This window comes from Leifsonia sp. KNZ13-11D, assembly GCF_056754895.1.
The window spans coordinates 1,618,206-1,638,299 of record NZ_JBPGWU010000001.1 but is presented as its reverse complement, the minus strand read 5'-3'; the positions used below and the strand labels follow the sequence as shown (position 1 = coordinate 1,638,299).

Genomic DNA, 20,094 nt, shown 5'->3' with positions numbered 1-20,094 from the left:
TGCGCAGCGGCCCCTGTGATCACCGGGAAGAGCCTGAATGGTCTGGGACGCGCGCCGGGACGATGGCCGGCGTATCCCAGAAGAAGGGAAGGTCCCGCATCACGACGACGCTGTCCAGGACAGCCGCCCCTTCGGGGAGTCCATCGAAGAATGACGACTGGACGCTGACCACTCGTCCGGGCTCGACCATCCAGTCGTTCGACGTCAACTCGAGCGGCTCCACCCCTTGGCCGTCTCTGCGGGGTGACCACCCTACGGCGCCGCGTTCGTGGAAAGAGGAGGCGGCTTCGACGGTAGGAAACAGCGAGCTGCTCCAGGTGCCACCGAGTTCCACGTCGACGGCGACTCGAGTTCCTGGGGCGGACATCGCCACCCGGAACCGCGTTGCCGTCTCGTCGAGCGTGAACTTCGCCCGCTTCTGGACTCCCGGGAAGAGCCGACCACCAGCGAGGACGGGCAGCAGCGACGAGCTGTGACGTTCCACGATGTAGACGCCGCTTCGCGTGATCCCGCCCTCGTCCCACTCGACGGCGATCCGATGCGCGACGTTCTCTGTTCGGAACCCGAGTCGAGGTCGGAGCCAACCTGGCCGAACCGACTGGAGCCCGATCATGCAGACACCCGCCACAGCGCTTCCGTCCACGATCTGCGGACGAAACGGCTGCGGGATCAGAGTCTGCGCCACCTCCGGGCTCACCCGGTAGCTGATGAGAAGACGACGACGCACCTGAGCCCGCAGCGTCTTGAAGCCGCTCATGCGGTCGCGCCCTTCGCGTTGCGTACCGCGGGACCCGTCCGCTTGCGAACTTCGCGCAACACGATCTGCTCGGGGCAGATCGTGGAGAGGAAATCCCCGACCGACAGCGCCAGCCGGTCGCCGACGAGGGAGTACAGGATCCGATTCCCGTCACGCCGCTCGCTGACGAGGCCCGCGTTCCGGAGCACCCCGAGATGGCGAGAGATGGTGGGGCCGGATGCGCTGAATTTCGCAGCGATCTCGCCGGCCGCCAGCTCTCCGCCCTTCAGGTCTTGGAGGATCTGCCTGCGGGTCGGGTGCGCGAGCGCCTCGAAGATGTCACTGACGTTGTCTTGCATGATTCGCACTATAGCATAATTGCTAAATAGCTAAGAAGGCCACAAGGTGACGGCTCGGCCGCGCGCGGCGAGCCGGCATTCCGGGGCGGGCGGCCCTGTATGACACGATCAGCAAGTGACATCGCCCGCAGCAGCTCGATCGAAGCTCGGTAGCCACCTCGGATCCGACCGGATCGTGAACGTTCGGCGGCGATTGCGACCCGGCTACACAATCGACGGTTTCGTCCTCGCCGTCGGACGACGATGGGTCCTGCTGTCGAAGACGACCGAAGGAGGCTACTTCGACGGCCACGCGGTCCTTCGGATCAGCGACATCAAAGGCGTCCGGGCGGATCGGTCTCTCGAGGACCGATTTCGCGAAGACGACCCCGGAGTGGCCGCCGGCGCTGCCTCCCGTGAACGGGAACCTTGATCTGGATAGCACAAAGGGGATGCTGCGCTCGCTTCTCGTCCCGGGTCATCTGGTCGGCATCGAACGAGACCTGCCCGTGGACGCCACCTGGATCGGCGTGACCATCATTTCCTCTGACCGATATCAGACAGCTTTGGCCGCGATGGCCGGGAGCCCTCCCTCTGAAGCCGCCAACGACTGGCTGCACGACATTGCAAAGGCGTTATGAGGCACCAGGAACTGCGGGTTTGTCGTTTTCCAGGGCTACCTGATCCCGAGAGACAAAAAGCCCGCTTCCCTGTGTTTCCAAGGGAAGCGGGCTGTTGGTGACCCCAGCGGGATTTGAACCCGCGTTACCGCCGTGAGAGGGCGACGTCCTAGGCCGCTAGACGATGGGGCCGTCTGGCAACTAGAAGATCATGCCACAGATGGCGGGTGCGTGCCAAAACGAGGCGGCCGTCCCGGGCGTGGCGCAACGGGCTCCGCGGGTCCTCCGTGCCGCCCGGTCAGGCCAGGATGCGGAGCGCCCCGGGGACGACGGCGACCTCGATCGGCAGCGGCCCGATGCGCTCCCCGTCGGCGTACGCGATCACGTCCGACGCCTCGATGCGGACGGTGCTCACCGGTAGGATGGTCACCTCCGGCAGCGCGGTGTGCTCGCCGCGGAACACCTTCGGGAACATGCGCAGGAACCGCAGCCGCGACATCCGCTCGACGATGAACAGGTCGAGGCGGCCGTCGGCGAGGTCGGCGTCGGGCACGATGCGCATCCCACCGCCCAGGGAGCGGTTGTTCGCAACGGAGACCAGCATCGCGCGCACCTCGATCGTCCGGCCGTCGGCGTGGATGCGGTACGCGCGCGCCTTCAGGGTGGCGAGCTCGCGGAAGAGGGCGACGATGTAGCGGCTCCGTCCCCTCGGACGCGTCATGAGGTTGGCGCGCTCGTTGACGGTCGCGTCGAAACCGGCGGAGACGACGCACCCGAACCAGGTCGTCAGCTCGCCGTGACGGATGGTGCCCGCGTCGATGACCCGCGGCTCGCCGTCCAGGGCGGCCAGGAGCCGGTCGATCGCGGCCTCCGTGTCGCGGACCGGGATGCCCAAGCCGTCCGCGAGGTCGTTCCCGGTTCCGCTCGGGACGATGCCCAGCGGCATCCCGGTCTGGGCGACCAGGTCGATCCCGAGGTTGGCCATCCCGTCGCCGCCGACCACGACGAGCGCATCGGCCCCCTCGCGGAGCACCGCGGCGGTCTCGCGCCGCAGGAGCTCGATGTTGGCCTCGTCCATCGCGACGACGCGGTGGCCCGCCGCCCGGAGACGCTCCACGACGCGAGGGCCCACCTCGCGCCGATGGCCGAAGGAGGCCATCGGGTTGACCGCGACGACGACGGTCCGCGAAGGTGCAGTCACAGTGCACGATGATGGCACATGCGCGCTCGCCGGCCGCGGCGACGCGGCGGATCAGAGCCGCAGCCGGCGGAGCAGCTGCGCGTTCAGCGCCACCACGATGGTGGAGAGGGACATCAGCACCGCGCCGAAGGCCGGCGAGACGACGATGCCCGCACCGATGGCGACACCGGCCGCGAGCGGCAGCGCGATGACGTTGTACCCGGTGGCCCAGCCGAGGTTCTGCAGCATCTTGCGGTAGGTGGCACGGGAGAGCGTGATGACCGCGGCGACACCGCGCGGGTCGCTCGACGCCAGGACGACTCCCGCCGATTCGATGGCGACGTCGGTGCCCGCGCCGATGGCGATGCCGACATCCGCCTGCGCGAGCGCCGGCGCGTCGTTCACGCCGTCTCCCACCATGGCGACGCGCGATCCGTCCGCCTGCAGCCGCGCGACGGTGCCGGACTTGTCGGCCGGCAGCACCTCGGCGAAGACCTCGTCGATTCCGAGTCGGGCTGCGACGGCCGTCGCCACCGCGCGCGAGTCGCCGGTCAGCATGGCCACCCGGACGCCGCGCTCACGCAGCGAGCGGACGGCCTCCTGCGACTCCGGCCGGACGACGTCGGCCAGGGCGATCAGCCCCAGCACGCGATCGGCCGACAGCACGTAGACGACGGTCTGACCCGCATCCGCCGCCCGCTCCGCCGCCTCGATCACGGCGCCGGGCGCCTCGAGCCCGCGCTCGGCGAGCAGCCGGGGCGCACCCACCGTCACGGTGCCCTCGGCCCCGACGACCGCCGATGCCCCACGTCCACCGAGCGCCTCGAAGCCGGACACCGGACGCACGGCCAGGCCGCGGCTGCGCGCCTCGCGCACGATGGCCGCGCCGATGGGGTGCTCCGCGGGCGCCTCGACGGACGCGGCGAGCGCCAGCAGCCGGTCGTCATCGCCGTCGGCGGCGGAGACGGCGGCGACTCCCTGCTTGCCCTCGGTGAGGGTGCCCGTCTTGTCGAACAGGACGACATCGATCCTCCGGGCGTCCTCCATCGCGTGACGGTCGCGGATCAGCAGCCCCTTGCGGGCGCCGAGCGCGGTCGAGATCTGGGCGACCAGAGGGATGGCGAGTCCGAGGGCGTGCGGGCACGCGATGATGAGCACGGTGACCACCCGCTCGAGGATGAACGCGGGATCGCCGGGGCGGATGATCGTCCAGGCGACCAGGGTGACCACCGCGACGGCGAGCGCAACGTAGAAGAGCCATGCCGCAGCGCGGTCGGCGAGCACCTGCGCGCCCGACTTGCTGGCCTGCGCGTCGGCGACGAGCTTCATGATGCCGGCGAGGGCCGTGTCGCCGCCCGTGCGTCCGACCCGGACGACGAGGGATCCGCTGCCCGAGATGCTCCCGGCCACCACCTGCTCCCCCGGGCCCCGGGTGACCGGCTTCGACTCCCCGGTCAGCAGGGACTCGTCGATGTCGCTGCGGCCGTCCACGATCTCGCCGTCGGCGGGCACGGCGGCACCCGGGCGCACCCGGACCAGGTCGCCGACGCGGAGGTCGCCGACTGCGACGGTCTCAGGCTCCGCGTGCGGGTCCGCGACGCGCTCCGCCGTGTCCGGCAGGAGCTTCGCGAGCTCGCCGAGCGCATCCTGGGCGCCCATCACCGCGGACATCTCGATCCAGTGGCCCAGCAGCATGATCACTATGAGCGTGGCGAGCTCCCACCAGAAGTCCATGCCGGGCAGACCGAGGGTCACCGCGACGCTGTAGCCGAAGGCCACGACGATGGCGAGGGAGATGAGCGTCATCATGCCGGGCTGCTTCGCCCGGAGCTCATCCACCGCTCCGCGGAGGAAGACCAGGCCGCCGTAGAAGAAGATGACGACGCCCAAGACGGCGGGGATGTACTGGCTGCCCGGGAACCGGGGGCCGGAGAGCCCGAGGATCTCCTGCAACCCCGGCGAGAAGACGAGCGTCGGAATGGTCAGGACGAGGGTGAACCAGAACTTGCGACGGAAGATGGCCGGGTCGTGTCCGGCGTGGCCGGAATGGTCGTGGCCGCCGTGGCCGCCGTGGTCGGCGTGACCAGCGTGACCAGCGTGGTCGGCGTGATCACCGTGGTCCGCGTGACCCGCGTGGTCGGCGTGACCCGCGTGACCCGCGTGACCCGCGTGATCGTGGCCGCTGTGGTCATCCGCCGCGGGCGCCGAGTGATCGTGTCCGGTGTGTCCGGAGGGATCGTGCTCCGCGTGGTCGACGGCCGTGTGCTCGTTCGTGTCGTCCATATCGCCTCCAACAGTACCCCCCAGGGTATATTCCTCAACCTCCCCGCGCTTGCGTACGCATCCCATCCGGTATTTCCTTGGAGCCATGAGACTCACGAAGTTCGAACACGCCGGCCTGCTCCTCGAACAGGACGGCCGCAAGCTGTTCATCGACCCGGGAAGCTTCACTTCTCCGCTGACCGACACCGCGAACGCCGTCGCCATCGTCATCACGCACGAGCACGCCGACCACTGGACCCCCGAACAACTGAACCGCGTGCTCGAGCTCTCCCCCGACGCCACGATCTTCGCGCCGGAGGGTGTGGCTGCCGCCGCCACGGACTTCGACGTCACCGTCGTCCACCCGGGCGACACCGTGGAGGCGGAGCCCTTCACCCTGCGCTTCTTCGGCGGGCGTCACGCCGTCATCCACGAGAGCATCCCGGTGGTCGACAACGTCGGCGTGCTGGTGAACGACACCCTCTATTACGCGGGCGACTCGTTCTTCGTGCCGGAGGGGGTCGAGGTCGACGTGCTCGCCGCACCGGCGGGCGCCCCGTGGATGAAGATCGCGGAGACGATGGATTACGTGCTGGCCGTGAAGCCCAAGCGCAGCTTCCCCATCCACGAGATGGTGCTCTCACGGGGCGGCAAGGACATGGCGAACGGCCGCCTGCAGTGGGCCACCGAGCAGAACGGCGGAACCTTCTACGCCCTGGAGCCCGGCGACTCCCTCGACCTCTGAGCCCGGCGCGACCGTGAGCTCCACAGGCGAGCAGGACCGGCCGGCGATCGTCTGGTTCCGCGACGATCTGCGCATCGCCGACAATCCCGCCCTGCACGCCGCCGCGGAATCCGGCCGCCCGGTGATCTGCGCCATCGTCTGGGACGAGGAGACGCCCGGCCTGCGGCCCCCGGGCGCGGCGAGCCGCTGGTGGCTGCACCACAGCCTCGCGGCGCTCGCCGAGTCGTTGCAGGGCATCGGCGGGGCCCTCACGCTGCTCCGCGGCGCGTCCGAGGCCACGATGGCGCACCTGCTGAGGGAGACGGACGCCGCGGCGGTGTTCTGGAACCGGCGCTACGGCGGCGTCGAGCGCCGCATCGACGAGGCGGTGAAGACCGCCGCGCGCGACGCCGGGCTCGAGGCGACCAGCTTCGGCGCGAACCTGCTGTTCGAGCCGTGGACGATCCGCACCGGCCAGGGCACCGCGTTCTCGGTGTACACCCCCTTCTGGCGCGCCTGCCTGGCGGCCCCCGCTCCACGGAAGCCCGGACCGACCCCGCGCACGCTGCGCGCCGGCAGCGTGCCGCCGGGCGTCCCGGCGGTCGACCTGGACGAACTCGGGCTGCTGCCGACGCATCCGGACTGGGCGGCCGGGCTCCGCGAGGCCTGGGTTCCCGGGGAGAAGGCCGCGCACGACCAGCTGCGGAGCTTCCTCGCCGAGAACCTGGCCGCATACAAGGAGGAGCGCGATGTGCCCGGCGTGGACGGGACCTCCCGCCTCTCCCCGCGACTGCGGTGGGGCGAGCTGAGCCCGCATCAGGTCTGGCACGCCACGAGCGAGCGGCGCGACCGGTCGACCGCCGAGGGCGCGTCGACCTTCCAGTCGGAACTGGGCTGGCGCGAGTTCGCTTACCACACGCTCTTCGAGCATCCCGATATCGCGACCGTGAACATCCATCGTGAATACGACTCCTTCCCGTGGCCCCGGCTGCATCCATCCGCTTTGCGGGCCTGGCAGAAGGGTCGCACCGGTGTGCCCCTGGTGGACGCAGGGATGCGGGAACTGTGGACAACCGGAGTCATGCACAACCGGGTGCGCATGGTGACGGCGTCGTTCCTGATCAAGAACCTGCTCATCGACTGGCGGCACGGCGAGCAGTGGTTCTGGGACACGCTGGTGGACGCCGACCCCGCCAACAACCCGTTCAACTGGCAGTGGGTCGCCGGAAGCGGCGCGGACGCCGCGCCCTACTTCCGAGTGTTCAACCCGGAACTGCAGCGCGAGAAGTTCGACGGGCGGGGCGACTACGTGCGCCGCTGGGTGCCGGAGTGGGACACCGGCGACTATCCGGAGCCGATCGTCGATCTCGCGGAGACACGGCGCGCGGCTCTCGCCGCATACGACGCGGTCAAGCGCTCACGCTGAAGCGCCGGGCTCAGCGCCCGTGCTCGGCCAGGATCTGGTCCACGTCGATCTGCCGCAGCAGCGCCTCCCAGTCGATCGAGCGCGCCTCCTCGGCGAGCTCCTCCTCGGCGAGCACCCGGCCGCTGCGCTCCACCACGATGCCCTCGGGCAGCATCCGGTTCAGCTCAGCGAGGATCGCGTCGTCGACGGCCTCCGTGTCGAAGTCGGCCCCGACCCGGGCGAGGTAGTCGCCGGAGACGGTGTAGGAGACGATCCCGGTTTCGATGCGGCTCATGCTCCGCATGCTAGCCCGTCCGCCGCCTGGCCGGTCAAGTCCGGCGTCCGTACGCGCGTACAGTGCCCGGCATGACCGATCGACCGGACGACACCGCAGAGCCCCGCGACGCCGACGACCTCGCCGAAGGCGTGAGCCACCTGGGCGAAACCGACACAGACCGGCTGGAGGCCGTGGCCGAGCACAACGAGTCGCTCGAGGAGCGCCTCCCCGACGACACGGACCTCCCCCGCACCCATCCCTCCCCGGAACAGGGGTAGCCGCGCCCGCCTGTCCCCGGGTGGGGACTGGGGCGCGCGCCTGCCGCTCTGTACGGTTGCGGGGTGAGAGGACGGCGGATGCGCGAGGGCGAGATCGACACGCTGCTGGCCCGGCTGCCCGAGGGCTGGAGCGCCTTCCGCACGGCGCCCACCGCATCCGGTGGTCCCGACCCCGACCACCTCGTCGTCGGGCCGGGCGGCGTGTTCGTGATCGGCACGCGACGCCACCACGGCGCGCGACTCACCGTGGAGGAACGCGCTCTGCTGATCGACGGCGTCAAGCAGCCGTCCCTGCGCGATGCGGAGCTGCACGCGTCCCGGGTGCGTGGTCTGCTCTTCCGCGCCGGCGTCGAGGCGCCCGTGCTGCCGGTGACCGTCGTGGTGGGCGCCCGCGAACTGCGGATGCGCGGGATACCGGCCCGGGCTCCCGTCGTCCGTTCGGAGAATCTGCTGCGCTGGCTGACTCATCGGCCCGCCCGCGTGGATGCGGAGACCGTGGCGCGTGCCGCGGCACTGTTCGGCGACCCCGCGAAATGGCAGCCGGTCACGTCCCCCGATGACGCGCGCGCGTTCCCGCTCAGCCTCGTTCGGCGCTGGTCCGCATCGTCAGTGTGAGGGCGCCCTCCGCCTCCACGAGTTCGAGCGTCACCGTCACCGCGGCGAGTTCGGACAGGGAGTGCAGGTGCGTGCCGCCGCACGGGATCTCGACGACACCGTCCGGCAGTTCGGCGCGCCAGCGGCGGCGGTCGCCGAGACCGTGGCCGTCGCCGTCGCGGGCGATCCCGACCGGGGCGCCGGTGGCGACCCACTCCGCGAGCAGGCCGTCGATGGTGGCACTGAGCTCGTTCAGACGGTCCGGCAGCTCCGCAGCGGCGAAGCCCTTCTTCCGCAGGCTCTTGCCGACCCGGTACTCGTCGATCGAGCCGTCGGGAAGGATACGGGAGCTCACGATCGCGAGCTGGTCGAAGTCGGGGCGCCCATGTCCATCCACCCTGACCTCCTTGGTCCACAGCGGCGCGAGCGCCTCGTTCAGCGCCAGGGAGGCGAGGTGGCAGGCGGTGTGACCGGTGGACAGGGCCCGGCGGCGCTCGGCCTCGACGGAGACGTCCACGGTGGCGCCCTCCTCCAGCCCGCTCGCATCCTCCACCAGGTGGCAGACGACGAACGCCCACCCCTCGGTCCCGGTGCGCACGGGTGCGTCGCCGACGAAGAGGGAGCCGCCGTCGGTCGCGCCGACCACCGCATCCACGATCGGGTAGGCACGGTCGCCCCGCACGAGCTCTCCGGTGTCGGCGGGCTGGTCCGGCCAGACCGGGTCGACGGGGTGGAACGCGGTGCGGTCGAGCACCACGGCCGTCCGCCCATCGGCGAGGGGCTCCAGGTGCACGACCGTCGCGGACTCGGTGAGGTCGCCATCCGGATAGGTGACGACGGTGTCGGTGCTGGGGAGGCTCATCCCTCCAGCCTAGGGTCCGGCGGCCGGTGGCGGCGCGAGGCTCCGATGCGGCAGCATGACGCTATGGCGAACACCGGCGACCAGCCCTGGCAACGCGTTCCGATCGACCCGCAGAGCATTGACGCCCCGCTCTCGCGTGCGGCGGTGTTCCTGATCGTGACCGTCGCGGACACCCCGGAGGCGCTCGCCACGGCGAAAGCGGTCCTCGGCGGGATCACCGACCAAGTGAAGACCGTCGGGTTCCGCGACCTGGGCGCGAGGCTGTCGTGCAACGTGGGCATCGGCGCCGAATTCTGGTCGCGGCTGACCGACGTCATCCCGCCGCGCGAGCTGCACCCCTTCCGCGAGATCGCCGGGCCGGTGCACACCGCCGTCTCGACCCCCGGCGACATCCTGTTCCACATCCGCGCCGAGCGCGGGGACTTCACCTTCGAGCTGGAGCGCCAGCTGCTCGACGCGCTCGGCGACGCCGTTCAGGTGGTGGATGAGGTGGTCGGCTTCCGCTACTTCGACGCCCGCGACCTGCTCGGCTTCGTGGACGGCACCGCCAACCCGGCCGGCGGCGACATGGCCGGGGCGACCTGCGTCGGCGACGAGGATCCGGAGCACGCCGGCGGCAGCTACGTCGTCGTTCAGAAGTACCTGCACGACCTGTCGAGCTGGAACCGCCTGCCCGTGCCGTCGCAGGAGGGTGTGATCGGCCGCACCAAGGTCGAGAACATCGAGCTGCCGGATGCGCAGCACGGCCAGAAGTCGCACAAGACACTGGCGACGATCGTCGACGAGACCGGTGTCGAGCACGAGATCCTCCGCGACAACATGCCCTTCGGGCGCCCCGGCCACGGCGAGTTCGGCACCTACTTCATCGGCTACTCGCGCGCGCTCTGGGTGATCGAGCGGATGCTGCAGCGCATGTTCGTCGGCGATCCGGAGGGCAGCTACGACCGCATCCTCGACTTCTCCACGGCCGCGACGGGAAGCACGTTCTTCGCGCCGACCCGCGGTTTCCTGGAGTCCCTCGCCGACTGACCGCGTCATGTGACGAAGGCTTTCGCAACAGGTCGTCATCTTCCTGGCGGCCACGGGCGGCCGCGCGGTAGAAACGGTCGATCATGTCGCGCATCTTCACGAGCAAGTTCAACCCGGGCCGCGCCCGCTGGGAGCTGGTGGTCACTCCCGAGGGCGACGTGTACGCCTTCCCGCTGACCCTGCCCATCGCCCAGCGCCAGGTGCTGGGCGGACACCGGCGCTACCTGGTCGGACGGGTCGCGAAGGGCACGCAGTCGTGGACGGCCGCCGGGCCCTCGGGCCTCGTCTACGGCACAACCTTCCCGTCCCTCCCCTCGGCCCTGGAGGCGATCGCCGACGAGGCCGACCTGGCGCCCGTCCCCTGATCCGGGCGGGGCGACTGCGGCGTCTCGGAACGACTGCGGTCGGTCGACGGGGCGCAGAGGTTCCGAAACGCAGCAGTCACCCACCTGGCGCGGCGAATACAGCCCGGGCGAACGGTCAGGCGGCCGACTTCAGGAGCGCGTCCTCCAGCGCCACCCACGGCAGCATCGCGCACTTGACCCGCGTCACGTACTTCGAGACGCCGGCCAGCGCGACGGCGTCGCCGAGCAGCTCCTCGTCGCCCTCCAGCGCCCCCTTCGAGTGCATCAGCTCGCGGAACGCCCCGATGGACGCCGCCAGGTGCTCGCGGTCGGTCTCCTGCACCAGGTCGCTCAGCAGCGACGCGGACGCCGTGGAGATCGAGCAGCCGTGACCCTCCCACCCGATCGACAGGATGTGCCCGTCGGCCGCGGTGCGGACGCCGACGGTGACCTCGTCGCCGCAGGTCGGGTTGAACTGGTGGGACGAGGCCGCCTCGTCGCCGGCCAGCCCGAACCCGTGCTTCTCGCGGGCGTGATCGAGGATGACCTGCTGGTACAGGTTCTGCAGGTCGCTCATCGGGCCGCTCCGTCCGTCACGCCGAAGAAGACGCGCGAATCGGCGATCGCCTGCACCGCCGCATCCACCTCGTCGGGCGTGTTGTAGAGGTAGGTGCTGATGCGCGTGCTGGCCGTCGCGCCGTACCGGCGGTGCACCGGCTGCGCGCAGTGGTGGCCGACGCGCACGGCGATGCCGCGGTCGTCGAGGAACTGGCCGACGTCGTGTGCGTGGATGCCCTCCACAACGACGCTCGCGAGGCCGACGCGGGGGACGTCGGGGCCGGGACCGAGGATGCGCACACCCTCGAGTTCGCCGAGACCGGCCAGGAGCCGGCGCCCGAGCGCCTCCTCGTGGGCGGCGACCGCCTGCATGCCCACCGCATCCAGGTAGTCGACGGCGGCTGCCAGTGCGACCGCCTGGGAGACGCGCTGCGTTCCGGCCTCGAACCGCTGCGGCGCCGGCAGGTACTCGGCGCCCTCCAGGGTCACCTGCGTGATCATCGAGCCGCCGGTGAGGAACGGCGGGAGCGCGTCGAGAAGCTCGCTCCGCCCGTAGAGCGCGCCGACTCCGGTGGGGCCGAGCATCTTGTGGCCCGAGAAGACGGCGAAGTCCACATCCAGGGCCGGGAGATCGACAGGCAGGTGCGGGACGGACTGGCACGCGTCGAGCACCACCAGGGCGCCCTGCGCGTGCGCCAGCGTCACGAGGTCTGCGACCGGGTTGATCGCACCGAGCACGTTGGACACGTGGGAGAAGGCGACGACCTTGGTGCGCTCACCGATCAGGTCGGCCGCCTGGTCGAGCCGGAGCGCGCCGTCGTCGGTGAGCCCGATCACGCGGAGTGTGGCCCCGGTGCGGGCAGCGAGCTCCTGCCAGGGGATGAGGTTGGCATGGTGCTCCGCCTCCGTCACCACGATCTCGTCCCCCGCGGCCAGCCGGAAGCGCTCGGCGGCGGCGCCGCCGCGCCCGAGGGACGCGTTGGACATGCTGTAGGCGAGGAGGTTGATGCCTTCGGTCGCGTTGGAGGTCCAGACCAGTTCGCCGGGCCGGGCGCCGACGAAGCGGGCGACGCGTGCGCGGGCGTCCTCGAACAGCTCGGTCGCCTCCCCCGCCACGGTGTGGGCTCCGCGGTGCACCGCGGAGGTGTACCGCTCGGCGAACGCGCGCTCGGCGTCGAGCACCTGTCGCGGTTTCTGCGAGGTCGCTCCCGAGTCGAGGTAGACGAAGGGGTGCCCGTTCACCTCGCGGGCGAGGATCGGGAAGTCGGCGCGGAGGGCGGCCGGGTCGAGGACGGTGTCGGTGCGCATACGAGCGTCAACGTTAGCGGTGCCTGCTTCAATCCCGCTGGGTGTTGCGCATCCGCGCGCTTCCCTCCCCGGAGGGGCATGGGTAGGCTGCTTCCGGCCCCTGAACGGGGGCAGACGATCCGATCGATGGCGAAGGTGCTCTCATGACGACCACTCCCTCCACCACCTCACGCTTCCGCCGCGGGCTGCTCGGCGCCGCCGGCGCCCTCGCGCTCGTGCTCGGCGTCGGGCTCGCCGACGCCCCGGCCGCGCTCGCCTGGGATCCGGGCCCGGGCTCCGGGCACGGGAGCACGGCGCTCGCGCCGCGGACCACCTTCGAGATGGCCCCGGACGGGTCGAGCGGCGCGACGCAGGGCGGCGAGGGCATCCCGAACATCGACTCGGTGAAGAAGACCATCGCCACCTACTACGGCGACCCCGGCACCGGCATCGCCAACAAGACCTCCTCGCCCTACGTCAGCGAGCTCGACGGCATCCTGTCCCGCGAGAAGGCACAGCTGCAGGCGGGCTACGACCGGGCGGTGAAGCACGGCCAGAAGCCGGCGATCGTCTTCGACACCGACGACACCACGCTGTGGACGTACGACATGGAAGTCGCGGACATGCACTTCACCTTCGACCCGGCCGAGCAGGACGTCTGGGTGCAGGACCAGCGCTTCCCCGCGACCCCGGGGATGGTGGACTTCGTCAACCAGGCGGCCGCCATCGGGTACACCGTCTTCGGCCTCACCGGACGGAACGACGATCAGAAGGCGGCAACCCTCGGCAACCTCGCGAAGGTGGGATACACCGCCTTCGCCGCCGACCGCTTCTACACGAAGTGGACCGGCAAGGGCGCCTCCCAGCAGCCGTCGTACGTGACCTGCGCCGCCGCCAGCTGCACGACCGTCGAGTACAAGGCGCTCACGCGCAAGCACATCGAGGACCTCGGCTACACGATCTCCCTCAACGTGGGCGACCAGTGGTCGGACCTGCAGGGCGGCTACGCGCAGGAGGCGCTGAAGCTCCCGAACCCGACGTACTACCTCCCGTCGCCCGACCTGCCGGGCGTCTCCGAGCCGAAGCTCGCAGCGCGCACGCACTTCACGATGGCGCCGGACGGGTCGAGCGGCGCGACGCAGGGCGGCGAGGGCATCCCGAACATCGACTCGGTGAAGAAGACCATCGCCACCTACTACGGCGACCCCGGCACCGGCATCGCCGACAAGACCTCGTCGCCCTACATCAGCGAGCTCCGCGGCATCGTGCAGCGCCAGCTGCCGGTGCTCGCAGCGACCTGCTTCGTCGAGAAGAAGCTGCACAAGAACCCGGCGATCGTGCTCGACACCGACGACACCACCCTGTGGACGTACGACATGGAGGTGGCGGACATGCACTTCACGTTCGACCCGGTCGAGCAGAACGTCTGGGTGCAGGAGGAGCGCTTCCCCGCGACCCCCCACATGACGACTCTCGCGGCCGTGGCGCAGAAGGCCGGCTGCACGCTGATCGGCCTCACCGGACGCAACGACGACCAGAAGGCCGCGACCCTCGGCAACCTGGCGAAGGTCGGCTACACGGGCTTCACCGCGCAGAACTTCTACACCAAGTGGACGGGCGTCGGAGCGTCCCAGCAGCCCTCCTACATCACCTGCGCTACGCCCAAGTGCACGACCATCGAGTACAAGTCGCAGACGCGGGCGCACATCGAGTCGGCCGCGGGCGGCGGGTACGACATCGTGGCGAACTACGGCGACCAGTTCAGCGACCTGATCGGCGGTCACGCCGACCGCACGGTCAAGCTGCCGAACCCGACCTACTACCTGCCGTGACCGACGTCCGCCCGGCCGTGCCCCGGTAGGCTCGGGGCATGGTCGAGCGGACGAACGGTTCCCCCTGGTTCTTCATCGTGGGGATCGTGCTCGTGGTCGTCGGCCTGGCCGGTCCGCTGCTGGTGGATGCGGCGACCGGCGACGTCCAGTGGCTGATCCGCGGTGCCGGCGTGCTGGTCGCGATCGGCGGCGGCGTGCTCATCGGCTTCGGGGTGCGTCGGCGTCAGGGGCGCTAACCGGACCTCCGGTTTCCTGCCGGGTGCGACTCGTCCGGCCGACCTGCCCCTCCGGGGGCTACGCTGACGTCCCATGAGCACGCTCACCTCCCCCGACGGAAGCACCATCGCCTACGAGCTGGACGGGACCGGTCCCGTGCTGGTTCTCGTGGACGGCGCCCTGTGCTTCCGCGACGCCGGTCCGATGCGCCCGATCGCCGCGGCACTCCGAGACCGCCTGACCGTCGTGCTCTACGACCGACGGGGCCGCGGGGCGAGTACGGACGCCGTCGCCGACCCGTCGGCGCGAGCCACGGCGGTCGCCCGCGAGATCGACGACCTGGGAGCCCTCATCGACGCGGCGGGCGGGCGGGCATCCCTGTTCGGGATGTCGTCGGGCGGCGCGCTGGTGCTCGCAGCGGCCGCGGCGCTCGGCGCCGACCGGGTGCCGCGCGTCGTCGTGTACGAGCCGCCGTACCTGCCCGACCCGATGCTCCCCTCCGCCGAGGCGTACACCCGGCAGCTGCTCGCGGCGCTGGCGACCGACGACCGCACCGCCGCCGTCGAGCTGTTCCTGCGGCGCGTCGGCGTGCCGGAGGCCGGGATCGAGGGGATGCAGAACTCGCCCGGCTGGGACGCCACCCTCGCGCTCGCACCCACGCTCGCGTACGACGACGCCGCCATGGGCGACAGCAGGGTGCCGGATGACCTGCTGCAGGCGATCTCCGTCCCCGTGCTGGGGCTCGCCGGCGACCAGACGCCCGACTTCCTGCGGCTGGGCGCGGAGGGTGTGGCCTCGGGCGCACAGGACGGCTCCTTCGAGCTGGTGGCCGGCCAGACCCACGACGTGTCCGGCGAGGCCCTGGCGCCGCATCTGCTCCGCTTCGTCACGGACTGACGAGAAGCCGGACGGCCCCGGTCGGCACGTGAGAGTGCCGACCGGGGCCGTCCGCTGTGCGGCGGGCTCAGCCCCGAACGGTCGCGCCCTCGCGCTCGGGACGTCCCGAGAATCCGCGGATGGGGCTGACCGCCTGCTCCGCCTCGTGGTCCGGTCCGAGCGCGATCCCGGTGCGGTCGCGCAGGACGAGCGTGGCGAGCAGGCCGAGCAGCGTCATGCCGGCCAGGTACCAGGTGACGGACAGCGTCGTGCCCGTCGCCTGCACCAGCGCCGTCGCGATCGTCGGAGCGAACGCGCCGCCGAGGATCGCACCGATCGCGTACGAGATCGACACCCCCGAGAAGCGGATGGACGCCGGGAACAGCTCCGAGTACAGCGCCGCCTGCGGGCCGTAGGTGAAGCCCAGACCGATCGTGAGGATCGCGAGGCCGAGGAACAGCAGGACCACGTTCCCCGTGTTGACCAGCGGGAACAGCGCGAACACGCCGACCAGCTGCAGGATCCACCCGACGATGTACGTCGTGCGGCGGCCGATGCGGTCGCTCAGCCACCCGGCGAACCAGGTCGCGGCCAGCCAGGTCACGGCGGACGCGGCGACCGCCCACAGCACCGGTCCGCGCTCGAGCTTCAGCGGGCCCTCCGGGTTCGTTGCGTAGTTCTGGATGTAGCCTCCGGTGGTCATGTAGCCCACCGCGTTGTTGCCCGCGAAGACGAACGCCGCGACGATCACCAGCAGCGCGTGCTTGCGGAACACCTGCACGATCGGCATCCGCGTGCGCTCACGGCGCTCCGCGATCTCGGTGAACACCGGGCTCTCCTCGACCCGGCGGCGCACCCAGTAGCCGATCACGATCAGTACGACGGAGAGCAGGAAGGGCACGCGCCAGCCCCAGGCCACGAAGGCGTCCCCGGGGGCGATGACGGTCATCAGCGCCATGGCGCCGGAGGCGAGCAGCAGGCCGAGCGGGACACCGATCTGCGGCGACGCGCCGAACAGACCGCGCCGGGCGGTCGGCGCGTGCTCGACGGCCATCAGCACCGCGCCGCCCCACTCGCCACCCGCCGAGATGCCCTGCAGCACACGCAGCAGGACGAGCAGGATGGGCGCGGCGATCCCGATCGCCTCGTACGTCGGCAGCAGGCCCACGAGCGCCGTCGCGAGGCCCATCAGGATGAGCGTCACGACGAGCACCTGGCGCCGCCCGTAGCGGTCGCCGAAGTGACCGGCGAGGAACGCGCCGAGGGGCCGGAACAGGAAGCTCACGCCGACGGTCAGGAACGACAGGACGGTCGCGAACTGCGGTCCGGCCGGCGCGAAGAACAGCTGGCCGAAGACGAGTCCGGCCGCCGAGGCGTAGATGAAGAAGTCGTACCACTCCACGGTGGTGCCGATGACCGTGGCGAAGACGACGCGGCGGCGGTCCGTTTGCGAGCGGATGCTGCCGGTGGGGGTGAAGGGGGATGTGCTCATCGTTGTGTACTCCCGGGGTGCGACATCGTTGTCCGGAGCGGCGCTCCGTGCGGCAATGATATACGATTTCGGATCCGACGCAACGGGTGCTGAACGTACGCGATGCGCGCAAAAGCCCGAGACGTTAACTCCCTGGCCCGCGAGAAGGCTCGGAGGGTGCGTTTCTTTAGCTGGTATGTTTATGCCCCAGTGTGCAGATGTGGTGTCGCTCTGCCGATGTAGTGACAGGGGACAGATGTCAGTAGGAAAGATCATTTCGAGTACGGCCGGTGCGGATGCCGCGGTGAATGAGTTGGTCGGTATCGACACCTCCGGTTATGCCGATCAGCACGTGACCTTCGGTTTCACGGCAGGTGTCCCCGGGATGGATGCCGGCCGCGATGTCACCAACGAGATGTTCCAGACCGTCAGCAGGTTCTGTGCTGCGGTGTTGGGGCAGGCGAACAAGTTCCCGGAACTTGCCAGCAGCATCGAGAAGCGTGATGTCGCCGATGCCGCACGCTGGGCCGAAACGCGATGAGCGCCGACAACAGTGCCACGGAACGTGCCGCGTTGGGTCGTCAGATCGAGCGGGTAGAACGGCAGGAGGATGAGCTCTCCGAACGTCGGGCGAGCCATGTGCGTTCGTTGCAGCAGTTCCGCGAACAGTTCCATGCGGTGGGGCGGCACCGGGAAACCTCCCTCTGGGAGCAGATGCAAGCCGGCGACAGCGGCGCGCAACATCAACTCCAGGCACGCCAAGAGTTGCTGTCACAGATCGACCGATATGTCGATGAAACCGTGGACGAGGTCGAGCAGACGAGTTCGCGGGTCCGGCAGTCGTTGGACGATGAACGCGAGAAACTGCTCGCGGAAAGGAACGCGTTGCCATGGGAGTAAGGTTCAGTGCCGCTGATTCGAGCAATCTCATCAACGCGATGCGCAACAACATCACGACCGCCGACCTGATCGTCGGCCGCCTGGATTCGGGTTCGCAACATCTGGTCGCCCAGCTTGATGCGGGCGTACTCCAGGGGGCGGCGTTCACCGCGGGGCGGGGCCTGTTCGCGGAGTTGATCCTGCCAGGGATCGCGAAGCTCCGTGAAGCAGTTGGCGATATCCAAGCCGAACTGGCCTCCTACGAGCACGCGCACTCCGTGGTCGCCGAATACGGCACCCTCGACCACGACGACCTCACGAAGGCGTTGCAGGAGGCGCGGGAGCGTTTACGGCTGATCGAGGCGCAGATCGAACACAACACCGACTTCTTCACCCAGGTACAGGGAGTGTTCACCGGCAACCTGGACCGACTCGCCCACCAGAACACCGTGCTCCAGCGACTCAAGGAGCAGGTCGAGCACGAGATTGATGACCTCGAGAAAAAGATCCAGAAGTTGGAGTGGTTCGTCACTGATGTGTCGAAGTACTTCACCGACAGCCGGGAAGTGATGCGTCTCTCCACCCGAGCTGCACTGGAGTTGAACAAGGTCGCGGTTGAGGCCGACGGCAGCTACTACACGAACGGTGTGGACCTCGCGCTCATCCGAGGGCTGTCCACGGCGAAGATCACCACCCACAGCAAAGCCGGGCTCGGCATCCCAGACGGCTACCTCGACTACGACACCCTGGAGCACGCTTCGGCGCTCAGCTACGACAAGCTCGTGGAATGGATGAATTCCGATCAGGCGCAGGCGCTGTACCGGCTAGCGCGTGAGAACCCCGGGAAGTTTGATCAGCTGCTGCGCGACGGCATGAACGCCAAGGCAAAGCACGACCCCTGGGGTTACTTCGCCGTACTCATGGACATCGGTGGAACGAGCTTCGAGAACATCGTCGCTTTGCAGGGCGTCGCAGCATTCATCAAAAACTTCCCCACTGGTATGGAGTGGGATATGAAGGTCTACCTCGCCGAAGACTACGGGTACGGGAGCAGTGCCTTTTATCTCCATGACGACCAGGGGCGCGTCGTCCGGTCGGATGTCTTTGGCAACGTCATGTACGGAGCGATGCTCGCCCACTGGGGCGTACACCTCGACACCGCGCTCGATGGTGCGAACTTGGGAACGGCAGCAGGCATCAATGCAGGAGTGAACGACAAACTGGACGATCAAGCCGTGAAATTTGGCTATGACCTCTACAAGAAGTACCCGAATGGGCTGTCTGAGAAGCAGTTCTACGAGGAGATCGCGAATTCGCACCTGAATGGCCTCACCGGGTGACCGGCATCGTGAGAGCAGGAAGACGCGTTCGTACATGCGTCATGCTCGTTGCTGCACTCCTGATGTGTTTCTCACTCACTGGGTGCTCGGACGGCAGATTGTTCACCGAGACAACCGAATGGAAGGGCGGGACCTTCTACAGTCAAGGGAAGGGCCTCATCCAAGCACCCCTGGGGCCTATGACGCTCACGCTGCGGACCGATGGAACCGGTTACGCGGTCGGTGTCCCTCGCGGACACCAGAAGATGTCGAACAACCTCTGTATCCAAGTCACCAGCGAGGACCGCTATGACGGCAGGATCACTTGGCGGAAAGCCTCTGACTACGACTTCGAGATAACCTTTCCGGGCTCAAAGTACCGGGTCTCGGACGGCCCGGGCAAAATCCTTGCGGATTGGAGCGAGGTGCGGATCTACACGTGTACTCCTGGACCCGAGTTTTGGTCCATGCAAATCAGCTGCGCCCAACCCGGGCTCGTCGCGGGGGACATTCCGCCCTGCCGTGACTAGGGCGCGCCCCGCCCCGACGCCGATCCGCGCGGCAAGGTGCACCAACACAGCGCAGCCCCGGGACACGTCGCTGGGGGCTGAGCTGTGCGTGTCGCGTCCTTCCGCGCCTCCATCGGCAGCGATGTCGACGATCCGCGCATCGCGCAGCTGGTCGGGGAGCTGTCGCTGAGCAGCGACCACTTCCGGCGCCTGTGGGCCCGCCACGACGTGAAGGGGCTCGGGGGCGGCGCGTCCCGGCTCGACCATCCGCGCGTCGGGATGCTGGAACTCCGCCGCGAGAAGCCGCTCATCGGCGACTCCGGCGGTCAGCTGCTGGTGATCTACCACGCGGCGCCAGGGTCTGCCTCCGCCGTCGCGTTGCAGGCGCTGCGGGATGAGGTGGCGGCGGACGGCGCGGCCCTGACCGTGACCACAGCCTCGGCGGGTCGGTTGCGGGCGAAGTAGGGCGCGGTCCCGCCGCGGATCAGCCGCTGCCCG

General features: G+C 69.4%; 24 protein-coding genes and 1 tRNA gene. 15 read left to right on the top strand and 10 right to left on the bottom strand.

From position 1 onward, the window contains the following. Positions 1-19: 19 nt before the first annotated feature. Positions 20-757, bottom strand: coding sequence for a DUF2071 domain-containing protein (locus ACR9Y5_RS08265; RefSeq protein WP_481297517.1), 738 nt, complete (start codon positions 755-757; stop codon positions 20-22). Continuing rightward, the gene (locus ACR9Y5_RS08260) at positions 754-1,095 is read right to left on the bottom strand and encodes a metalloregulator ArsR/SmtB family transcription factor (RefSeq protein WP_481297516.1); all 342 of its coding nucleotides are present in this window, start codon (positions 1,093-1,095) and stop codon (positions 754-756) included. Before ACR9Y5_RS08260 ends, ACR9Y5_RS08265 begins: the two co-directional genes overlap by 4 nt. Positions 1,096-1,210: 115 nt before the next feature. Between ACR9Y5_RS08260 and ACR9Y5_RS08255 the strand changes: the two genes are divergently transcribed. Beyond that, entirely contained in the window at positions 1,211-1,507 is a 297-nt protein-coding gene (locus tag ACR9Y5_RS08255) for a hypothetical protein (RefSeq protein ID WP_481297515.1), read from the top strand. 19 nt (positions 1,508-1,526) lie between these two features. Next, the gene (locus tag ACR9Y5_RS08250) at positions 1,527-1,715 is read left to right on the top strand and encodes a hypothetical protein (protein ID WP_481297514.1); all 189 of its coding nucleotides are present in this window, start codon (positions 1,527-1,529) and stop codon (positions 1,713-1,715) included. Positions 1,716-1,810: 95 nt separating this feature from the next. On the opposite strand, the gene ACR9Y5_RS08245 is transcribed toward ACR9Y5_RS08250, so the two are convergent. The 3 genes from ACR9Y5_RS08245 to ACR9Y5_RS08235 form a co-directional block, all read right to left on the bottom strand. Further along, positions 1,811-1,886: transfer RNA gene (locus tag ACR9Y5_RS08245), tRNA-Glu, on the bottom strand. Between the two features lie 106 nt (positions 1,887-1,992). Continuing rightward, entirely contained in the window at positions 1,993-2,895 is a 903-nt protein-coding gene (locus tag ACR9Y5_RS08240; RefSeq protein ID WP_481297513.1) for a diacylglycerol kinase family protein, read from the bottom strand. 51 nt (positions 2,896-2,946) lie between these two features. Continuing rightward, positions 2,947-5,157 carry a heavy metal translocating P-type ATPase gene (locus ACR9Y5_RS08235; RefSeq protein WP_481297512.1) on the bottom strand — a complete coding sequence of 737 codons (2,211 nt, stop codon included), beginning with the start codon at positions 5,155-5,157 and terminating at the stop codon, positions 2,947-2,949. 85 nt (positions 5,158-5,242) lie between these two features. Between ACR9Y5_RS08235 and ACR9Y5_RS08230 the strand changes: the two genes are divergently transcribed. Both ACR9Y5_RS08230 and ACR9Y5_RS08225 read left to right on the top strand, forming a co-directional pair. Next, on the top strand, positions 5,243-5,881 hold the full coding sequence (locus ACR9Y5_RS08230) for an MBL fold metallo-hydrolase (protein ID WP_481297511.1): 639 nt from the start codon (positions 5,243-5,245) through the stop codon (positions 5,879-5,881). Positions 5,882-5,894: 13 nt separating this feature from the next. Continuing rightward, positions 5,895-7,286: a cryptochrome/photolyase family protein gene (locus ACR9Y5_RS08225; protein ID WP_481297510.1), complete on the top strand. Its 1,392-nt coding sequence runs from the start codon at positions 5,895-5,897 to the stop codon at positions 7,284-7,286. Between the two features lie 10 nt (positions 7,287-7,296). On the opposite strand, the gene ACR9Y5_RS08220 is transcribed toward ACR9Y5_RS08225, so the two are convergent. Then, positions 7,297-7,560 (bottom strand): hypothetical protein, encoded by a 264-nt coding sequence (locus tag ACR9Y5_RS08220; protein WP_481297509.1) that lies wholly within the window; start codon positions 7,558-7,560, stop codon positions 7,297-7,299. A 71-nt stretch (positions 7,561-7,631) separates the two neighbouring features. Here ACR9Y5_RS08220 and ACR9Y5_RS08215 point away from each other — a divergent pair, with 71 nt between their 5' ends. Both ACR9Y5_RS08215 and ACR9Y5_RS08210 read left to right on the top strand, forming a co-directional pair. Next, positions 7,632-7,820 carry a hypothetical protein gene (locus ACR9Y5_RS08215; protein WP_481297508.1) on the top strand — a complete coding sequence of 63 codons (189 nt, stop codon included), beginning with the start codon at positions 7,632-7,634 and terminating at the stop codon, positions 7,818-7,820. Positions 7,821-7,883: 63 nt separating this feature from the next. After that, positions 7,884-8,435, top strand: coding sequence for a nuclease-related domain-containing protein (locus ACR9Y5_RS08210; protein ID WP_481297507.1), 552 nt, complete (start codon positions 7,884-7,886; stop codon positions 8,433-8,435). Here the strand turns inward: ACR9Y5_RS08210 and ACR9Y5_RS08205 are convergent. Next, complete coding sequence (locus tag ACR9Y5_RS08205; RefSeq protein WP_481297506.1) at positions 8,398-9,276, bottom strand: alanyl-tRNA editing protein; 879 nt, start codon at positions 9,274-9,276, stop codon at positions 8,398-8,400. The two genes, ACR9Y5_RS08210 and ACR9Y5_RS08205, sit on opposite strands and share 38 nt — an antisense overlap. Positions 9,277-9,339: 63 nt before the next feature. On the opposite strand from ACR9Y5_RS08205, the gene ACR9Y5_RS08200 reads away from it, so the two are divergent. Both ACR9Y5_RS08200 and ACR9Y5_RS08195 read left to right on the top strand, forming a co-directional pair. Continuing rightward, positions 9,340-10,305 (top strand): Dyp-type peroxidase, encoded by a 966-nt coding sequence (locus tag ACR9Y5_RS08200; protein ID WP_481297505.1) that lies wholly within the window; start codon positions 9,340-9,342, stop codon positions 10,303-10,305. Between the two features lie 83 nt (positions 10,306-10,388). After that, positions 10,389-10,670 carry a hypothetical protein gene (locus ACR9Y5_RS08195; protein ID WP_481297504.1) on the top strand — a complete coding sequence of 94 codons (282 nt, stop codon included), beginning with the start codon at positions 10,389-10,391 and terminating at the stop codon, positions 10,668-10,670. A 115-nt stretch (positions 10,671-10,785) separates the two neighbouring features. Here ACR9Y5_RS08195 and sufU read toward each other — a convergent pair whose 3' ends face one another. Both sufU and ACR9Y5_RS08185 read right to left on the bottom strand, forming a co-directional pair. After that, a complete protein-coding gene (gene sufU / locus ACR9Y5_RS08190) occupies positions 10,786-11,226 on the bottom strand; it encodes a Fe-S cluster assembly sulfur transfer protein SufU (protein WP_481297503.1) in 441 nt (146 codons plus the stop codon). After that, positions 11,223-12,515, bottom strand: coding sequence for a cysteine desulfurase (locus ACR9Y5_RS08185; protein WP_481297502.1), 1,293 nt, complete (start codon positions 12,513-12,515; stop codon positions 11,223-11,225). Before ACR9Y5_RS08185 ends, sufU begins: the two co-directional genes overlap by 4 nt. 143 nt (positions 12,516-12,658) lie before the next feature. Between ACR9Y5_RS08185 and ACR9Y5_RS08180 the strand changes: the two genes are divergently transcribed. From ACR9Y5_RS08180 to ACR9Y5_RS08170, 3 genes are all read left to right on the top strand, one after another. Then, complete coding sequence (locus tag ACR9Y5_RS08180) at positions 12,659-14,326, top strand: HAD family acid phosphatase (RefSeq protein WP_481297501.1); 1,668 nt, start codon at positions 12,659-12,661, stop codon at positions 14,324-14,326. Positions 14,327-14,364: 38 nt separating this feature from the next. After that, a complete protein-coding gene (locus ACR9Y5_RS08175) occupies positions 14,365-14,562 on the top strand; it encodes a hypothetical protein (RefSeq protein WP_310128730.1) in 198 nt (65 codons plus the stop codon). Positions 14,563-14,635: 73 nt separating this feature from the next. Continuing rightward, entirely contained in the window at positions 14,636-15,439 is an 804-nt protein-coding gene (locus tag ACR9Y5_RS08170; RefSeq protein WP_481297500.1) for an alpha/beta fold hydrolase, read from the top strand. A gap of 67 nt (positions 15,440-15,506) precedes the next feature. Here ACR9Y5_RS08170 and ACR9Y5_RS08165 read toward each other — a convergent pair whose 3' ends face one another. Beyond that, positions 15,507-16,910 carry an MFS transporter gene (locus tag ACR9Y5_RS08165; RefSeq protein WP_481297499.1) on the bottom strand — a complete coding sequence of 468 codons (1,404 nt, stop codon included), beginning with the start codon at positions 16,908-16,910 and terminating at the stop codon, positions 15,507-15,509. Positions 16,911-17,145: 235 nt separating this feature from the next. Between ACR9Y5_RS08165 and ACR9Y5_RS08160 the strand changes: the two genes are divergently transcribed. From ACR9Y5_RS08160 to ACR9Y5_RS08145, 4 genes are all read left to right on the top strand, one after another. Beyond that, positions 17,146-17,430, top strand: a complete 285-nt coding sequence (locus ACR9Y5_RS08160) for a hypothetical protein (RefSeq protein WP_481297498.1) — start codon at positions 17,146-17,148, stop codon at positions 17,428-17,430. Beyond that, positions 17,427-17,789 (top strand): hypothetical protein, encoded by a 363-nt coding sequence (locus tag ACR9Y5_RS08155; protein ID WP_481297497.1) that lies wholly within the window; start codon positions 17,427-17,429, stop codon positions 17,787-17,789. Before ACR9Y5_RS08160 ends, ACR9Y5_RS08155 begins: the two co-directional genes overlap by 4 nt. Before the next feature lie 38 nt (positions 17,790-17,827). Further along, a complete protein-coding gene (locus ACR9Y5_RS08150) occupies positions 17,828-19,108 on the top strand; it encodes a polymorphic toxin type 44 domain-containing protein (RefSeq protein ID WP_481297496.1) in 1,281 nt (426 codons plus the stop codon). Positions 19,109-19,701: 593 nt separating this feature from the next. Further along, complete coding sequence (locus ACR9Y5_RS08145; protein WP_481297495.1) at positions 19,702-20,061, top strand: MmyB family transcriptional regulator; 360 nt, start codon at positions 19,702-19,704, stop codon at positions 20,059-20,061. Positions 20,062-20,094 lie beyond the last annotated feature (33 nt).

What these genes read in the sequence shown, in the direction of transcription:
- ACR9Y5_RS08165 (WP_481297499.1), bottom strand. Translation starts at nt 16,910, where the DNA reads ATGAGCACATCCCCCTTCACCCCCACCGGCAGCATCCGCTCGCAAACG.
- ACR9Y5_RS08250 (WP_481297514.1), top strand. Translation starts at nt 1,527, where the DNA reads ATGCTGCGCTCGCTTCTCGTCCCGGGTCATCTGGTCGGCATCGAACGA.
- ACR9Y5_RS08215 (WP_481297508.1), top strand. Translation starts at nt 7,632, where the DNA reads ATGACCGATCGACCGGACGACACCGCAGAGCCCCGCGACGCCGACGAC.
- ACR9Y5_RS08185 (WP_481297502.1), bottom strand. Translation starts at nt 12,515, where the DNA reads ATGCGCACCGACACCGTCCTCGACCCGGCCGCCCTCCGCGCCGACTTC.
- ACR9Y5_RS08160 (WP_481297498.1), top strand. Translation starts at nt 17,146, where the DNA reads ATGTCAGTAGGAAAGATCATTTCGAGTACGGCCGGTGCGGATGCCGCG.
- ACR9Y5_RS08265 (WP_481297517.1), bottom strand. Translation starts at nt 757, where the DNA reads ATGAGCGGCTTCAAGACGCTGCGGGCTCAGGTGCGTCGTCGTCTTCTC.
- ACR9Y5_RS08205 (WP_481297506.1), bottom strand. Translation starts at nt 9,276, where the DNA reads ATGAGCCTCCCCAGCACCGACACCGTCGTCACCTATCCGGATGGCGAC.
- sufU (WP_481297503.1), bottom strand. Translation starts at nt 11,226, where the DNA reads ATGAGCGACCTGCAGAACCTGTACCAGCAGGTCATCCTCGATCACGCC.
- ACR9Y5_RS08155 (WP_481297497.1), top strand. Translation starts at nt 17,427, where the DNA reads ATGAGCGCCGACAACAGTGCCACGGAACGTGCCGCGTTGGGTCGTCAG.
- ACR9Y5_RS08150 (WP_481297496.1), top strand. Translation starts at nt 17,828, where the DNA reads ATGCGCAACAACATCACGACCGCCGACCTGATCGTCGGCCGCCTGGAT.
- ACR9Y5_RS08230 (WP_481297511.1), top strand. Translation starts at nt 5,243, where the DNA reads ATGAGACTCACGAAGTTCGAACACGCCGGCCTGCTCCTCGAACAGGAC.
- ACR9Y5_RS08195 (WP_481297504.1), top strand. Translation starts at nt 10,389, where the DNA reads ATGTCGCGCATCTTCACGAGCAAGTTCAACCCGGGCCGCGCCCGCTGG.
- ACR9Y5_RS08235 (WP_481297512.1), bottom strand. Translation starts at nt 5,157, where the DNA reads ATGGACGACACGAACGAGCACACGGCCGTCGACCACGCGGAGCACGAT.
- ACR9Y5_RS08175 (WP_310128730.1), top strand. Translation starts at nt 14,365, where the DNA reads ATGGTCGAGCGGACGAACGGTTCCCCCTGGTTCTTCATCGTGGGGATC.
- ACR9Y5_RS08260 (WP_481297516.1), bottom strand. Translation starts at nt 1,095, where the DNA reads ATGCAAGACAACGTCAGTGACATCTTCGAGGCGCTCGCGCACCCGACC.
- ACR9Y5_RS08200 (WP_481297505.1), top strand. Translation starts at nt 9,340, where the DNA reads ATGGCGAACACCGGCGACCAGCCCTGGCAACGCGTTCCGATCGACCCG.
- ACR9Y5_RS08220 (WP_481297509.1), bottom strand. Translation starts at nt 7,560, where the DNA reads ATGAGCCGCATCGAAACCGGGATCGTCTCCTACACCGTCTCCGGCGAC.
- ACR9Y5_RS08180 (WP_481297501.1), top strand. Translation starts at nt 12,659, where the DNA reads ATGACGACCACTCCCTCCACCACCTCACGCTTCCGCCGCGGGCTGCTC.
- ACR9Y5_RS08170 (WP_481297500.1), top strand. Translation starts at nt 14,636, where the DNA reads ATGAGCACGCTCACCTCCCCCGACGGAAGCACCATCGCCTACGAGCTG.